Origin of the sequence: Clostridium isatidis (assembly GCF_002285495.1) — a bacterium.
Lineage (GTDB): Bacteria > Bacillota > Clostridia > Clostridiales > Clostridiaceae > Clostridium > Clostridium isatidis.
This window is the reverse complement of sequence record NZ_CP016786.1, coordinates 1,181,348-1,197,768: the sequence shown is the minus strand read 5'-3', so window position 1 is coordinate 1,197,768 and position 16,421 is coordinate 1,181,348. Positions and strand designations below refer to the sequence as shown.

General features: G+C 28.7%; 17 protein-coding genes. 15 read left to right on the top strand and 2 right to left on the bottom strand.

Annotated elements, in window-relative coordinates:
- The first annotated feature begins 3 nt into the window (after positions 1-3).
- The 9 genes from def to BEN51_RS05645 all read left to right on the top strand — a co-directional run bounded on the left by def (position 4) and on the right by BEN51_RS05645 (position 8,766).
- On the top strand, positions 4-447 hold the full coding sequence (def, locus tag BEN51_RS05685; protein WP_119865111.1) for a peptide deformylase: 444 nt from the start codon (positions 4-6) through the stop codon (positions 445-447).
- A 16-nt stretch (positions 448-463) separates the two neighbouring features.
- Positions 464-1,393, top strand: a complete 930-nt coding sequence (fmt, locus tag BEN51_RS05680; RefSeq protein ID WP_119865110.1) for a methionyl-tRNA formyltransferase — start codon at positions 464-466, stop codon at positions 1,391-1,393.
- 75 nt (positions 1,394-1,468) lie between these two features.
- Positions 1,469-2,788 (top strand): 16S rRNA (cytosine(967)-C(5))-methyltransferase RsmB, encoded by a 1,320-nt coding sequence (rsmB, locus tag BEN51_RS05675; RefSeq protein ID WP_119865109.1) that lies wholly within the window; start codon positions 1,469-1,471, stop codon positions 2,786-2,788.
- 9 nt (positions 2,789-2,797) lie between these two features.
- Complete coding sequence (rlmN, locus tag BEN51_RS05670) at positions 2,798-3,829, top strand: dual-specificity RNA methyltransferase RlmN (protein ID WP_119865108.1); 1,032 nt, start codon at positions 2,798-2,800, stop codon at positions 3,827-3,829.
- A 13-nt stretch (positions 3,830-3,842) separates the two neighbouring features.
- A complete protein-coding gene (locus tag BEN51_RS05665; RefSeq protein WP_119865107.1) occupies positions 3,843-4,562 on the top strand; it encodes a Stp1/IreP family PP2C-type Ser/Thr phosphatase in 720 nt (239 codons plus the stop codon).
- A gap of 1 nt (position 4,563) precedes the next feature.
- Positions 4,564-6,516, top strand: coding sequence for a Stk1 family PASTA domain-containing Ser/Thr kinase (gene pknB / locus BEN51_RS05660; RefSeq protein ID WP_119865106.1), 1,953 nt, complete (start codon positions 4,564-4,566; stop codon positions 6,514-6,516).
- A gap of 102 nt (positions 6,517-6,618) precedes the next feature.
- A complete protein-coding gene (rsgA, locus tag BEN51_RS05655) occupies positions 6,619-7,488 on the top strand; it encodes a ribosome small subunit-dependent GTPase A (protein ID WP_119865105.1) in 870 nt (289 codons plus the stop codon).
- Positions 7,482-8,129, top strand: a complete 648-nt coding sequence (gene rpe, locus BEN51_RS05650; RefSeq protein ID WP_119865104.1) for a ribulose-phosphate 3-epimerase — start codon at positions 7,482-7,484, stop codon at positions 8,127-8,129. The genes rsgA and rpe overlap by 7 nt, the downstream gene beginning before the upstream one ends.
- Before the next feature lies 1 nt (position 8,130).
- Positions 8,131-8,766, top strand: a complete 636-nt coding sequence (locus tag BEN51_RS05645) for a thiamine diphosphokinase (RefSeq protein ID WP_119865103.1) — start codon at positions 8,131-8,133, stop codon at positions 8,764-8,766.
- A 224-nt stretch (positions 8,767-8,990) separates the two neighbouring features.
- Here the strand turns inward: BEN51_RS05645 and rpmB are convergent, their stop codons facing one another.
- Positions 8,991-9,182 carry a 50S ribosomal protein L28 gene (gene rpmB / locus BEN51_RS05635; protein ID WP_119865102.1) on the bottom strand — a complete coding sequence of 64 codons (192 nt, stop codon included), beginning with the start codon at positions 9,180-9,182 and terminating at the stop codon, positions 8,991-8,993.
- A 238-nt stretch (positions 9,183-9,420) separates the two neighbouring features.
- Here rpmB and BEN51_RS05630 point away from each other — a divergent pair, with 238 nt between their 5' ends.
- From BEN51_RS05630 to BEN51_RS05605, 6 genes are all read left to right on the top strand, one after another.
- On the top strand, positions 9,421-9,768 hold the full coding sequence (locus BEN51_RS05630; RefSeq protein WP_119865101.1) for an Asp23/Gls24 family envelope stress response protein: 348 nt from the start codon (positions 9,421-9,423) through the stop codon (positions 9,766-9,768).
- Between the two features lie 11 nt (positions 9,769-9,779).
- Entirely contained in the window at positions 9,780-11,441 is a 1,662-nt protein-coding gene (locus BEN51_RS05625; RefSeq protein ID WP_119865100.1) for a DAK2 domain-containing protein, read from the top strand.
- A 94-nt stretch (positions 11,442-11,535) separates the two neighbouring features.
- Positions 11,536-13,566 (top strand): ATP-dependent DNA helicase RecG, encoded by a 2,031-nt coding sequence (gene recG, locus BEN51_RS05620; RefSeq protein ID WP_119865099.1) that lies wholly within the window; start codon positions 11,536-11,538, stop codon positions 13,564-13,566.
- A 60-nt stretch (positions 13,567-13,626) separates the two neighbouring features.
- Entirely contained in the window at positions 13,627-14,181 is a 555-nt protein-coding gene (gene rsmD / locus BEN51_RS05615) for a 16S rRNA (guanine(966)-N(2))-methyltransferase RsmD (RefSeq protein WP_119865098.1), read from the top strand.
- Positions 14,182-14,195: 14 nt separating this feature from the next.
- Positions 14,196-14,669, top strand: a complete 474-nt coding sequence (gene coaD, locus BEN51_RS05610) for a pantetheine-phosphate adenylyltransferase (protein ID WP_119865097.1) — start codon at positions 14,196-14,198, stop codon at positions 14,667-14,669.
- Positions 14,670-14,696: 27 nt separating this feature from the next.
- Entirely contained in the window at positions 14,697-15,233 is a 537-nt protein-coding gene (locus BEN51_RS05605; RefSeq protein ID WP_119865096.1) for an ATPase, read from the top strand.
- On the opposite strand, the gene ylbJ is transcribed toward BEN51_RS05605, so the two are convergent.
- Complete coding sequence (ylbJ, locus tag BEN51_RS05600; RefSeq protein WP_119865095.1) at positions 15,219-16,403, bottom strand: sporulation integral membrane protein YlbJ; 1,185 nt, start codon at positions 16,401-16,403, stop codon at positions 15,219-15,221. The genes BEN51_RS05605 and ylbJ overlap by 15 nt on opposite strands.
- Positions 16,404-16,421 lie beyond the last annotated feature (18 nt).

The window sequence follows — 16,421 nt, the reverse complement described above, 5'->3', positions numbered from 1 at the left end:
AAGATGGCTATTAGAAATATTAGAATAAATGGAGACGAAGTATTAAGAAAAAAATGTAAGCCTGTAAAGGAAATTACAAATAGAACATTAAAATTAATTCAAGATATGGCTGATACAATGTATGAAGCTGATGGGGTAGGCTTAGCGGCACCTCAGGTTGGTATTCTTCAAAGGATATTTGTTATAGATGTTTATGATGATAATGGATTAAGGGTATTTATTAACCCAGAAATATTAGAAGTTTCTGGCTCTCAATTAGGACCAGAGGGGTGTCTTAGTATCCCTAATGAAGAAGCTGAAGTTGAAAGACCAAACTATGTAAAAGTCAAAGCATTAAATGAAAAAGGAGAAGAGTTTGTTTTAGAAGCTACAGAATTATTAGCAAGAGCAATTCTTCATGAAAATGATCATTTAGATGGAAAGTTATATATTGATTATTTAAAATAGTAAGGGATGAAGTAATATGAAGATAGTATTTATGGGTACACCTGAATTTGCTGTACCAACTTTAAAAAAACTAATATCTGCCTATGGTGTTGAAAGTGTATTTACTCAGCCAGATAAACCAAAGGGAAGAGGAAAAAAGATGTCCTTTTCTCCAGTTAAAGAAGTTGCCCTTGAAAATAATATTAAAATTTTTCAACCAGTTAAGCTTAAGCAAGATGTGGAAGCAATTGAATATTTAAAAAGTTTAAAGCCAGACTTTATAATAGTAGTAGCTTATGGTCAAATATTGACAAAAGAAGTATTAGATATACCTAAATATGGATGTATAAATTTACATGCCTCATTGCTTCCAAAATTTAGAGGAGCAGCGCCGATTAACTGGTCAATAATTAAGGGTGAGAGAGTTTCAGGAAATACAACAATGTTAATGGATGTTGGTTTAGATACAGGAGATATGCTTTTAAAGGATGAAGTAGAAATAACAGAAAATATGACTGCTGGGGAGCTTCATGATATTTTAAAAGATAGAGGAGCTGACCTTGTTGTTAAGACGATAGAAGGATTATTAAATAATAGCATAAAAGCTATTAAACAGCCTGAGGAAACAAATTTTTATGCGAAAATGTTAAATAAAGAAATAGGAAAAATTGAATGGAATAATTCTGCTAAAGATATTCATAATTTAATTAGAGGACTTAATCCATGGCCAATTGCTCATACAACCTATAAAGAGCAAAACATGAAGATTTTTGAAAGTGTTTTACTAAATGAGCATTCTAGTAAAGAACCTGGTACAATAATAGATGTTTCTAAAGCTGGTATTAAAGTGGCTACATCAGATGGGATACTATTAATAAAGAAAATACAATTTCCAAACGGAAAGCCATTAACAATTGAGCAATATATAAATGGTAATAAAATTGAAACAAACGAAAAGCTAGTTTAATCTAAATAGGAGCATAAATAGCTATAATTAATAATTTAGCTATATAGCTTAATTTATAAATAAAGAGGTATTAAAATGAACAGTAGAAAAATTGCAAGACAAATTGTGCAAAGAGTCTTAGAAGAAGGAGCGTATTCAAATTTAATTCTATCTAATGAATTTAATAACAATGAAATAAGTGATAAAGACAAAGGACTTATAACTGAAATAGTTTATGGTACATTACGAAGAAAAGGGACATTAGATGTAATAATAAGTAATTTTGTTAAGGATATAAAATTAATTAATAATACTACTTTAAATATATTGAGAATTGCAATATATCAATTATACTTTTTAGATAAAATACCGGAATATGCAATTTGTAATGAAGCTGTGGAAGATGCAAAAACTGTTTCTGAAGAAGATTCCAAATTAGTAAATGCAATATTAAGAAATTATATAAAAGACGAGAAGGAAATAGTAGTTCCAGGCAATAGAATTAATGAGTTAGCTTATAAGTTTTCTTTTCAACCTTGGATGATAAGACTTTTTATTAAACAATATGGTGAAGAAAGAACCATGAGGATAATGGCTGGCTTAAATGAAACCCCAAAGGTTACAGTAAGAGTAAATGAATTAAAAGCAGACTATGAAGAAGTTTATGGAAAATTAGAAGAATTAGGTTATAACATAGAAGAAGGGTATGCCTGCCCGGAAGCTATTTCAATAAAAGGTGGAAAGGGCATTGAAAATAATGAATTATTTCAACAGGGTTATATTACAGTCCAAGATGAAAGTGCAATGTTAGTAGCTCCTTTACTTGATTTAAAAGAAGGAGATACAGTACTAGATTTATGTGCAGCACCTGGTGGAAAAACTACCCACATTGGAGAATTATTAAATAATACTGGTAGAGTTTTAGCCTTTGATTTACATGAAAATAAGTTGTCTCTTATAATAGATAATGCAGAAAGATTAGGATTAAATAATATAGAAGCTTATCAAATGGATGCTGCTAAATTAAATACTGACTATATTAGTTTTGCTGATAAAGTATTAATTGACGTACCTTGTTCAGGTCTTGGAATTATAAGAAAGAAACCAGAAATTAAATGGAATAAAACAAGACAGCAGTTAAAAGACCTTGTTCAAATTCAAAGAGATATAATGGAAAATGCATGGCAATATTTAAAACCAGAGGGAATCCTTATATATTCTACATGTACTTTAAATAAAGAAGAAAATGAAGAAAATATTGAATGGTTTTTATCTAAATATAAGGATGCAGAAATAGAAAAAATATTTATTGGGAAAAATAATAACTTTTTATATAGCAAAGAAGGATGTTTAACTATATTACCAAATGAATCAATGGATGGTTTCTTTATCGCAAAATTAAAGAAGAAAAAATAGGTGGAACAAATGGATAATATATTAAATTACAGCTTAGAAGAACTTTCAAATTGGATGAAGGAAAATAAAGAAAGTGCTTTTAGATCAAAGCAGGTATTTTCATGGATATATAAAGGTGTTTGGAAATTTGAAGATATGAAGAATTTACCAAAGACTACTATAGAGAAACTTAATAATAGTTTCTCTATAGAAAAGCCTAAAATTGTTCATAAATACGAATCTAAACTAGATAAAACTACTAAATTTTTATTTGCTTTTAATGATGGTAATATTATTGAAAGCGTAGTAATGAAATATAAACATGGAAATTCAATTTGTATATCTACTCAGGTAGGATGTAGAATGGGTTGTAAATTTTGTGCATCTACATTAGAGGGTAGAATTAGAAATCTTACAGCTGGTGAAATGCTTGCAGAGGTTCTTTTAGCTCAAGAGACAATTGGTGAAAGAATATCAAATATTGTTTTAATGGGTAGTGGAGAGCCCCTCGATAATTTTGATAATGTTACAAAGTTTATAGAATTAGTAAACGCAGATTATGGATTAAATATTGGACAAAGGCACATAACCTTATCAACTTGTGGGTTGGTACCTAAAATATATGAGTTGGCTGATAAAGGATATAGTATTACCCTTGCTATTTCTTTACATGCATCAAATGATAAAAGAAGAAGAGAGATTATGCCAATAGCTAAAAAATATTCTATAGACGAAATATTAAAAGCCTGTGATTATTACATAGAAAAAACAAAAAGACGTATAACCTTTGAGTATTCTCTAGTTTCAGGGATAAATGACAGTGTAGAAGATGCTATTGAATTGTCACAATTATTAAAAGGAAGGTTATGTCATGTAAATCTTATTCCAGTGAATGAAATTAAAGAAAATACATTAAGAAGACCTTCAAAGAAAACTATTGAAGAATTTGAAAGAACCCTTAATAAATATAAAATTGAAGTAACAGTAAGAAGAGAAATGGGTAGTGACATTGATGCTGCTTGCGGTCAGTTAAGGAGAAAATACTTAGAAGGTAGAGATTAAGGGAGTGGGATGTATGGTTGGTGTAAAAACTGATTTAGGTAATATAAGAAGCTTAAATGAGGATTATTTTGAATTTTATGAGAACAAAGATTTTAAAATTTATGTTGTTGCTGATGGAATGGGCGGACATAATGCTGGGGAAGTTGCTAGCAAAACAGCTGGTGAGGCTCTAGTAGAATATATAAAAAATAATTATAAAAATGGAAAAGATAAAGAACTTTTAAGATCTGCAATAGAATATGCAAATAAACAGGTCTATGATTTAGCTTATAAAGATTCAACCTACAATGGTATGGGGACAACAGTAGTGGCTTGCTATATAACTGAAGAATTTATTCAGGTTGCTAATGTTGGAGATAGTGCTTGTTTTGGAATTAAGGATAAAGAAATTTACAAAATAACAAAGGATCATTCTTTAGTACAAGAACTTCTTGATTCCGGTAGTATTTCAAAGGAAGAGGCAGAAAATCATCCGAATAAAAATATAATTACAAGAGCTATTGGAACAGATAAAAAAGTAGATATAGATATTTTTGATATTGATAAGTTACAATATAATTTATTTATATTATGTACTGATGGATTAACTAATGAAGTAAGTTTAGATGAAATATCTAAGGAATTAGCAAAGGATGGAGACTTACAAAATATATGTGAAAATCTTGTAAGCTTAGCAAAGAAAAATGGTGGAAGAGATAATATAACTGTAATGTTAGTTGGAGGAGAGGTGTAATATGATAGGAGTAATTCTTGGTGGAAGATATGAGATCCTAGAAAAAATAGGCGAAGGGGGCATGTCTGAAGTATATAAGGCTAAGTGTCATAAATTAAATAGATTTGTTGCAGTTAAAGTACTTAAAAAGCAATTTGCAGATAATGAGGAAATTTCGCAGAAATTTAAAAAAGAAGCTACAGCTATTGCTAACCTATCAGATGCAAATATAGTTAATATTTTAGATGTTGGCACTCAAGATACTATAGATTATATAGTAATGGAATATATTAATGGAAAAACTTTAAAGGATTTAATTAAATTTAACGGAAAACTGTCATATACTACAGCAATAAACATTGCATTGCAAATTGCTAAAGCTTTAGATTGTGCTCATAGAAATAACATAATTCATAGGGATATAAAGCCACAAAATATCTTGGTTACTGAATCAGGGGAAATAAAGGTTACCGATTTTGGAATAGCAAAATCAGTAGATTCACAAACAATAACAAATACCACTAGTGTTATTGGATCAGCACACTATCTTTCACCAGAACAAGCCAGAGGAACATATATAGATTTTAGAACTGATATTTATTCTCTTGGAGTAGTACTATATGAAATGGTTACTGGAGTTTTACCTTTTGAGGGAGATTCACCAGTTACCGTAGCTTTAAAACATATACAAGAAGATCCTATACCTCCGAAGAATTTAAATTCATCAATTCCGTCAAGTTTAAATAACTTGATATTAAAAGCTATTCAAAAAGAACCAATAAAAAGATATATAAATGCAAAGGAACTAATTCAAGATTTAAATAAAATAAAAGAAAATCCAGATGTTATTATTGGTGATAACAAAGAGCAAAATGATGAAAGAACAATAGTTATGTCACCTATTTTAGGGAAAAACCAAAATAAAGAAAAAGAAAACTATATCCAAGAGGATACTAATGAAGATGATGACTATTATGATGATGAAGAATATGATGAAGAATATGATGAAGATTTAAAAGAAAAGCCAAAGAAGAAGAAAAATGTTAAAAAGAAGGTTTTTATAACAATAGGTTCCATATTAGGAGTAATTCTTCTTTTATTTGTTGGTTATTATTTAGCTGTTGGAGGAGGAAATAGTGAAGTAGAGGTTCCTAAGCTCGTTGGATTAAAGTCAGAAGATGCAGTTAAGGAATTAGAGAAAATAGGTTTAAGATTAGAAATAATAAAAACAGAAGTTAGTGATAAGGAAGAAAATACAATATTAAGTATAGATCCTAAAGAAGGTACTAAAGTTAAGAAAAATACCAGTATAAAAGCGGTAGTTTCTGGTGGAGAAGAAACTTATAATATGCCAGACTTTAGAAACTATGAAATCACTAATATTAAACATATTTTAGAGACCCAGGGCTTTTCAAATTATACTATTACAGAAGAATTTAGTGATGATGTAGAATATGGTTATTTAATTAGACAAAATCCAGCAGCCAAAACAAAAATTAAAAAGGATGCAGCAATTCAAATAATTATTAGCAAAGGACCGGAAGTAAAATTAGTTGAAGTACCAAGTGTTGTTGGCAAATCTGAAAAAGATGGAAAAGGAGATTTGCAAGCATTAAAGTTAACTGTTACAGTAGAGACTAAAACAACTTATGATAAAGCAGAAGATGGTATAATATTATCTCAATCTATTTCAGGCAATAAAGTTGAGGAAGGTACTCCAATTACTATAATTGTTGGTAAATTTGAAGAGAGAATAATTGATGTTCGAAAAGAAATAGGTTTAAGCGAAGGACAGACTCTTTCAGTTGCAAAGGCAAGACTTGAAGTTGCAGGTTTAGGAATAGACATTAAAGGCCCAAAAGATGATGATGCAATAGTAGTATCTTTCACAGAAACAGTTAAAGAAGGTGGAACTGTAACACTTAATACGCAAAAAGAAACAAATCAACAAGAAGAAAATAAACCACAACAATAAAAAAATCAGCCAATGGCTGATTTTTTTATAAAAATTATTTGCAATTTTTTATATAATTTGGTTATTATAAATAGAAAAGAAAAATATAATCTTGGAGGTAATATGGAAGGAAAAATAGTAAAAGGAATTGGTGGATTTTACTATGTAAAAACTAATGAAGGTATAATTGAATGTAAAGCGAGAGGAATATTTAGACATAAAGATTTAAAGCCTGTAGTTGGAGATGATGTTACAATAGAAATTTCTAATGGCAAGGGAGTAATAAATGACATAAAAGAAAGGAAATCTTATCTTGAAAGACCAACAGTTTCTAATGTTACTCAGGCTTTTGTTGTTTTTGCAATAAAAAATCCAGATCTAAATTATGATTTGTTAAATAGATTTTTAATCATTTGTGAATACAATAATATTAAAGCAGTAGTATGTTTAAATAAAATAGATTTAGCTAGTGAAGAGGAAAAGAAAGAAGTTGAAAGTAAGATAAAGGCTATCGGTTATGATGTACTTTTTATTAATGCTAAAAAAGGAGAAGGAATAGAACTGCTTAAAAAGCGATTAAAGAACAATGTAACAGTCTTATGTGGTCCTTCTGGAGCAGGTAAATCAACTTTAATAAATACACTATTAAACAGGACACATATGAAGACTGGTGAAGTTTCTGAAAAAATTGGAAGAGGTAAGCATACAACTAGACATAGTGAGTTAATTGAAATTGAGGAAGGATTTTTAGTAGATAGTCCTGGCTTTTCAAATATAACTATTGATTTTATTGAGGAAGAGGAATTAAAATATTGTTTTCCTGAATTTAAAGAATATAATAATGAATGTAAGTATAGGGGATGTCTCCATTATAAAGAACCTGGCTGTGAGTTAAAAAAGGCCTTAGAGGATGAAAAAATTAATGAATATAGGTATAATTTTTATATAAGAGTTTTAGAAGAAATAAAAGATAGGAGGAAGAACAAATGGTAAAAATTTCACCATCAATATTATCAGCAGACTTTTCAAAATTAGGTGATGATGTAATACGATTAGACAAGGCAGGGGCAGATTTTATTCATATTGATGTTATGGATGGAAACTTTGTGCCCAATATTAGCCTTGGACTACCTGTAATAAAGTCAATAAGAAATAAAACAACTAAGGTTTTTGATGTGCATTTAATGATTGAAAGTCCTTCAAGATATTTAGATGATTTTATAGATGCAGGTGCAGATATAATAACTATACATTATGAAGCTGAAAAACATATTGATAGGGCAATTGAATATATAAAATCAAAGGGTAAAAAGGCAGGAGTTTCTTTAAATCCAGGGACGCCGACTTATGTATTAAAAGATATATTATGTAAATTAGATTTAGTTTTAATAATGTCTGTAAATCCTGGTTTTGGAGGACAAAAATTTATCCCATACTCAATAGATAAAATTAAGGAAGTTAAAGAAATGAGTATGAAGGTAAATCCTAATTTATTAATTGAAGTTGATGGTGGAGTAGATAGAAGTAATGCAATTGATATTATTAATGCTGGAGCTAATGTATTGGTTGCAGGTTCAGCCATATTTAAAGATGGTAATATAGAAGAAAATATAAAAGCTATAAGAGGAGAATAAAATGAAAGCCTTAATAGTAAGCGGAGGGAATCCACCTGGTTACGAGCTTTTAAAAGAGAAATCAGAGGATGCTGATATAATTATTGGTGTAGATAGGGGCTGTGATATTTTATATAAATATAAAATAGAGCCTGATTATATATTAGGGGATTTTGACTCTGCAGATATTTTAACTTTAAATTATTTTGAAAAACTAGGAATAGAAAAAATTAAATTAAAAAGAGAGAAAGATGATACAGATAGTAAGGTGGCTTTAGATTTTGCTATTGATAAGGGAGCTAAGTACATAATTTTTCTTGGGGCTACTGGAACAAGATTAGATCATACTTTAAGTAATTTAGGACTTATGCTTCAAGGACTAGAAAAAGGTGTATTAGTAGTAATAGAAGATGAATATAATAAAGTATTTTTAGCAAAGGAGAATATAAAAATAAAAGGTGAAAAAGGTCAAATAGTTTCTTTTAAAGCTTATTCTGGATTAGTAAAAAATCTAACTATTAAAGGTGCAAAATATGAACTTAATAATTATAATTTAAAAATAGAAGATGGAATTACAACTTCAAATGAATTTCTGGATAAAAATATTGAATTAATTTTTGATAGTGGAATTTTAATGATATTATATTCAAAAGATTAAATTAAGAGGCACTTATTTCTTTTATTTGCATAAAATGTATATAAAGAGGTAAGTGTTTTTTAGGAGGTAAAAATGAAAATAGTTGCTATAAAGCTGCCTAAATTTATATCAAACTTTATAAAATTTTTTAGAAGGAAAAAGTAAACCTACATATGAAAGATAGGACATAGAAATTTTCGTAAAATAAAAAATGCAATTGTTATCAATTGCATTTTTTATTTGAACTATATTGCTCTTTGAACCTTTCCAGATCTAAGGCATCTTGTACATACATGAACTGTTTTTGGTGTTCCATTAACTAAAGCCTTTACTCTCTTTATGTTAGGAGCCCAAGTTCTCTTTGATTGACGATGTGAATGGGAGTATTGAGATCCTGAAATAACTCCTTTATCACAAACTTCGCATCTTCTTGCCACTTGAAAACACCTCCTTATTTTCGAAGATAAATTCTCTTCAATAGGACAAAATAGATTTTAACATAACTACCATAATAAAAGCAATAGAAAAGAAGAAAAAAAGATAAAACTTTTAAATTATAGAAAAATTTATATAGTAACAAAGATTATCATATAATACATATGTATAATATTTACTTGAATAATGGAAATAAGTAATATAAAATATAGTGTAAGGAAATGTAAAGGAGGATTCTGTATGGTAGGATATTCAAATGAAATTGGAAATATACAATACTCTGAAGAGGTACTTGCTAAAATAGTTGGATTATCAACTATGGAATGCTATGGAGTAGTTGGTATGGTTTCTAAGAATGCAACAGAAGGTTTATGGGAATTAATGAGAATTGAAAATTTAAGTAAGGGCGTAAAATTGAAATTTGATGATAATAAATTAATAATAGAATTATTTGTTATGGTAGAATACGGAACAAAAATTTCTGTTATAGCAAGTAATATTATACAAAAGGTACGTTATAGTGTGGAAAACTTTACTGGATTAAAGGTTTCATCTGTTACAGTAAATGTTCAAGCAGTTAGAGTCTAGGAGGTTAAAAGATGAAATATCATAAAATAAATGGCCATGATTTTTATAATATGGTTGTTCATGCTAGTAATAAATTATTAGAGGAAAGTGAATATGTGAATTCCTTAAATGTTTTCCCTGTTCCAGATGGAGATACAGGCACTAATATGTCTGCAACTTTTAAGGCTGCGGTAAAAGAAATAGAAGGATTAAATTCTAAATCTATTGGTGAAACTTCTAAGAAACTTGCTAAAGGTGCTTTAATGGGAGCAAGAGGTAATTCAGGAGTAATCCTTTCACAAATTCTAAGAGGTATTTCAAAAGGTCTTGCAGATAAAGATGAAGTAGATTCGGTAGGATTTGCAATAGCTTTAAAAGAAGGTAGCAATTCAGCTTATAAAGCAGTTATGAGACCAACTGAAGGTACAATTTTATCAGTTGTTAGAGCTGCTGCTGATGGAGCAATTGATAGTGATGAAAAAGATATTGTAGATTTAATGAAGCTTGTTGTAGATGAAGCTAAGAAAATGTTAGACAAAACTCCTGAGTTATTACCAGCTCTTAAGAAGGCAAATGTAGTTGACTCTGGTGGAATGGGCTTATATATAATATTTAATGCTATGTATGAGGCGTTGAGAGATGACATAAAAGCTGAAATTAAAGATGTTAAACCTGCAAGTGCTAAAGCTGCTGGAGCATCGGGAACAGAAGATATAGATATTAAATTTGGATACTGTACAGAATTCATCATTATGGGAAATGCAGAAAAGGCTAACCAATTTAGAGATGAAATAACTCCGCTAGGAGATTCACAAATAGTTGTTGGATATGAGGATGTAATAAAAGTTCATATTCATACAAATGATCCAGGTTTAGTTTTATCAAAAGCTGTAAAGCTTGGCGAGCTGTCAAAAATTAAAATTGATAATATGAGAGAAGAACATAGAGAAGTGCTTTTGACTAAGGAAGAATATAAAAAGGCTAATGTAGAACAAGATGATATTTTTACTGAAGAAATAGTTTTAGATGTAGAAAAGAAAAAATATGCCTTTGTATCAGTAGCAATGGGAGATGGTATCAGTAATATATTCAAGGACTTAGGTGTAGATCATGTAATTGAAGGTGGTCAAACAATGAATCCTTCTACTCAAGACATATTAGATGCTGTTTCCAAATTAAATGCTGAACATATTTTTGTACTTCCAAATAATAAGAATATAATAATGTCTGCAAATCAAGCTGCAGAAATTTCAGATAAAGATATTAGGGTAATTCCAACAACAACAATACCTCAGGGAATAACATGTTTAACAATGTTTAATCCTGAAGCAGAGGTAGAAGAGAATGTAGAAAATTTAAAAGAAGCTATAGAAATGGTTAAAACAGGATCTATTACTTATGCTGTAAGAGATACTGAAGTAGATGGAATTAAAATAGAAGAAGGAAATATTTTAGGTCTTATAGAAGGTAAAATAAAGAAGGTAGGAACTTCTTACTGTGATGTTGCTGAGGAAGTGCTTTCAGAAATGATTGATGAAGACAGTGAGCTTATCACTATATTCTATGGGGCAGATGTTTCAGAAAAGGAAGCAGAAGATTTCACTAAGAAAATAGAAGATAAATATGAAGATTTAGATGTACAATGTTATAGAGGAGCACAACCTCTTTATTATTTCTTAATATCAGTAGAATAATAATAACAAGCACAAGTTACTAATTTATTTACATAAGTTATAGCTTGTGCTTTTATTAATAAATTATTATGTCACTTAAATTTGAGGTGAATAAATGAATATATCAATGGAGATTTCTACCTTAAAGGGAGTAGGACCGAAACTTGCTGAAAAACTTAATAAATGCGGAATATTTACAATTTATGATTTACTTTTATATTTTCCTAGAGATTATGAATACATAAAGTCAAATTGTGAGTTTGAGGAAATTGATGAAAATAATAAACATATTTTATCCTGTAGAGTAATCGGTTTTGATAGAGATGTTAAAACAAAAAGTGGTAAAATTATATCTACAATAAAGTTTGCTTATAAGAATCATATTGTTTTGGCAAAGTGGTTTAATCAAAAGTACATAAAGAATCAATTTAAGATGAATGAAACTTATGATCTAGTAGGTAAGTTTAAGAAAACTGGAAATAATTTAGAAGTAATTAATCCTATAGTGGGATGTAAAGATGCTATAGAAAGTGAAATTATTCCTAAGTACTCTCTAAAGGGAGATATGTCAGAAAAAATAATTCCTAAATTAATTAATCAAGTGTTAGATAAAACTATTATATCTGATAATCTTCCAAAAAAAATATTGGTTAAGTATAATCTAATGGATTTAGATTCCGCAATTAGAGAAATACATTTTCCAAAGGGAAAAGGAGAATTATTTAGAGCTATAGAAAGGCTTAAGTTTCAAGAATTATTTACATATTCTATGAAATTACTGTTATTAAAAAGTAAAATTAAACAAAAGAATGGAATATCTTTCAATTGGCATAAGGAATTAGCTGATTTAAAAGAAGCTTTACCCTATAATTTAACTAATGCTCAAACAAGGGTTGTCAGAGAAATTCTTATTGATCAGAAAAGTCCTTATCCTATGAATAGATTGCTACAAGGAGATGTTGGAAGCGGGAAAACAATAATAGCCTTAATAGCAATGTTTAATGTTGTCAAAAATGGTTATCAGGCTACCTTAATGGTTCCAACAGAAATATTAGCTAATCAACATTATGAGGAAGCAGTAAAATTATTAAATCCCTTTAATATTGATGTTGAATTATTAACAGGAAGTAGCAGCAAAAAAGAGAAAATAAGGATAAAAGAAAGACTTCAAAGGGGAGATAATATTATTGTAATAGGAACTCATGCCTTAATACAAGAAGATGTAGAATTTAAAAATTTAGGGTTAACTATTACAGATGAACAACATAGATTTGGTGTTGAGCAAAGAAATAAGCTCATAAATAAAGGGAAAAGACCGGATGTTTTAGTTATGAGTGCTACTCCTATTCCTAGGACTTTAGCCTTATGTATGTATTCAGATTTAGATGTATCAATTATCGATGAATTACCACCAGGAAGAAAGGTGATAAAAACAAAGTTTTATAATGAAGAAGATAGGATTTTAGCCTATAGTTTTGCAAAGGAAGAAATCAGTAAGGGGAGACAGGTTTATATAGTTTGTCCATTAATTGAAGAAGATGAAAAATTAACCTTAAATTCAGTGGAGAAACTTTATGAAGAATTGAAATCAGATATATTTAAGGATATTGCTGTTCAAATATTACATGGAAAAATGAAGGCAAAAGAAAAGGATGAGATAATAAATTCCTTTAAGTTAAATGAAACTAAGGTATTGATTTCAACAACAGTTATTGAAGTAGGCGTAAATGTACCTAATGCTTCTCTTATGATCATAGAAAATTCGGAAAGATTTGGATTGGCTCAATTGCATCAATTAAGGGGAAGAGTAGGAAGAGGAAGCTATGATTCTTATTGTATATTAATTGGTAAAGCCAAAAATGATAGAACTAAAAAAAGAATGAAGATAATGACTGAATCAACAGATGGTTTTTATATATCTGAGCAGGATTTAAAAATAAGAGGTGCTGGAGAAATGTTTGGCTTAAGACAAAGTGGTGAATTAGGATTGCTGCTTGCAGATATATATGAGGATATGGATATATTAAAATGTGCTAGATTAGAGGCGAATAATTTAATAAAATCTGTAGAAAAAGAAGATGTGAATTTATGTAATAATATATCAAAAACAATAGAAAGATATAGCAGATATATTTGTTTTAATTAAAAAAATTGTATATAATTGTTTCTTATGATAAAATCAAAATGTATACTAGGAGGAAAAATAATGAGAATAATAGCAGGTAAAGCAAAAGGAAAAAAGTTACTTTCTCCTGAGACTTTAGAAACTAGACCTACCTTAGACAGAGTTAAAGAAGCAATGTTTAGTATGATTCAAGGGTATATCCTGGATGCAGTAGTTGTTGATGTTTTTGCTGGAACTGGCAGCCTTGGATTAGAGACAGCAAGCAGAGGAGCTAAAGAAGTGTACCTAGTTGATAAGAGCAGTGTAACTTTTCCTATTCTAAAGAAAAATATAGAAAATTTAAAATTTCAAGATTTTTGTATTCCGCTAAATATGGATGCTTATGAAGCTCTTAGAAAATTAAATAAACAGGGAAAAGTTTTTGATATAATATTTATTGATCCACCTTATTGTAAAGATATGATTCCTGAAGCAATGAAAATTATAGAAGAAAATAATATGTTACATAAGGATGGAATAATAGTTACTAAGATAGATTCTATAGAAGAAATATTTGAAGGATACAATAAAATAAGACTATTAAAAAGTAGAAAATATGGAAATACAACAGTATGTTTGTATAAATTTGAAGATTAGTCAAGGAGAAAAAAATGAACATAGCAGTTTATCCGGGAAGTTTTGATCCAATAACAAATGGCCATTTAGATATAATAACAAGAGCAGCGAAAATTTATGATAAACTAATTGTGGCAGTTTTAGTAAATGTAGATAAGAAGTGTTTATTTACTATAGAAGAAAGAGTTAATTTAATAAAAAAGGTTACTAAAGATTTAAAAAATGTTGAAGTGTTGGGTTTTGACGGGCTTTTAGTAGATTTTGCAAAAATTCACAATTCAAAAGTAATTTTAAAAGGTTTGAGAACAGTAGCAGATTTTGAATATGAATTTCAAATGTCTCTTATGAATTCTAAACTTAATCCAGATATAGAAACAGTATTTATGATGACTTCATCAGCATATTCTTATGTAAGTTCATCAGCAGTAAAACAAGTAGCTAGATTTGGCGGAAGTATCGAGGGGCTTGTTCCAGAAGAGTTAATTGCTGAAATTAAAAGTAAATTTTAGAGGAGAATAAATCGAGGGGGAAAAAATATGGAGAGAATAGAGGATAATATAATTGAACTATTAGAATATTTGGAAGAACTAATAGAAAACTCACCCAAAGTACCTATAACAGGTAAAACAATAATAGATAAAAAGGAATTTCTAGAAGTTATTGACCAAATAATTAATACCTTACCAGATCAATTAAAAAAAGCAGAATGGGTAATGAATGAAAAAGATAGAATATTACAAGATGCTCAAAAAGAATATGATAATATAAGAAGAGAAACTTTAGAGTTAATGAAGAAAAATGTTGAAAATCACGATATTGTTAAGGAAGCTAAAGTTAGAGCAAATGAAATAATTGCCCTAGCTCAAAGAGATGCTAAGGCAATTAGATTAGGTTCAAGAGAATATTCAACAGAAATATTATCTCAGATAGATAGAGAAATAGAAGAAAAAAGAGCAATGCTAATTAAAAGCATGCAAGAAGCTTTTGAAATTGCAGCCAAAGAAATTGATAAGAATTTAAGTGATACTGGTTCAAGAATTAAAGAAAATATTGCTGAGTTAAGGGATATGTAATTTTCTATATTTCTTATAACTAATTTGAAAGATTAATGTTGAAATAAGCAAAATGAATATAATACCATAAAGCTTATAAATTTTTAGTAATATTTGACCTCTTGAATAATATATAGAAGAAGTATTAATGGAATTTAAGAATATTGTAGCAAATATAAAGGTAATAACAAAACTTATTACTCCTTGTAAAAATTTATAGAATATATATTTTTTTATATTTGGCTTACAAGAACTTGTTATCGAAGATACTTGTCCAATTACAGAGAAACCTGAAAAAGACAATAAGGCACTTATCATACTTAACTTAAATATTATAGAAATTTCAGAATCTGCAATTAATTTAGATCCATTAGTGAACTCCATTGTTCCTAAAAATAAATTGTATAAAAATTGTGATGGTAAATTTAATAATTTTTCAAGGTTATAAAAAGCAGTACCAACCATGGTATTGCTTTTAATCATATTAATGACGACAGAAAAAATAATAACAAAGGCTCCAACATTAATAGTTGTAGCAATAGCATTTTCAACAGCATTTTTAAGATTTGTTCCAAAGCTATTATTTGCAAAAGCATTTTTTACCTTGCGTTTATTAATATATGTTGCCTTTTTCCTTGTGAATAAACCAATTATTATTACAGATAAGTAGTTTGCAATTAATAATAGGTAGCCAAAATTTATATTATTTAAAATAGCAATAGCAATAGAACCTAAAATAAATATTGGACCTGCATTAGATGCTATATTTAATAATCTTTCATATTCATTTTTATCTATGTAGTTAAGTTCGTAAATTTCAGAGGCATATTTTGCTCCTAGAGGATATCCACAAATAAAGCTTGCAGCTAAAGGAAAGGAGCAATTATCTGAAAGTTTTAAAGGTCTGCATATTAGGGGACCTAATAGTTTAGAATATAGTTCTATACCATCATAATATATTAATAAATTGCATATAACTGAGAAAGGAAATATTGTGGGTAGTATTGCAGTGATAACTAATTTAACACCATCAACTGCAGATTTTATATTTGAATCTAAATTTATAACAAATAATATGATAAAAAGGGTAATAAAAATAGAAATTATATAATTTTTCTTTACATTTAATAACTTTAGTAATAATAAAACAAGAGCAAAAATAATAAGACATATAATATAAATACTGAACATAAAACAACCTCCCATATA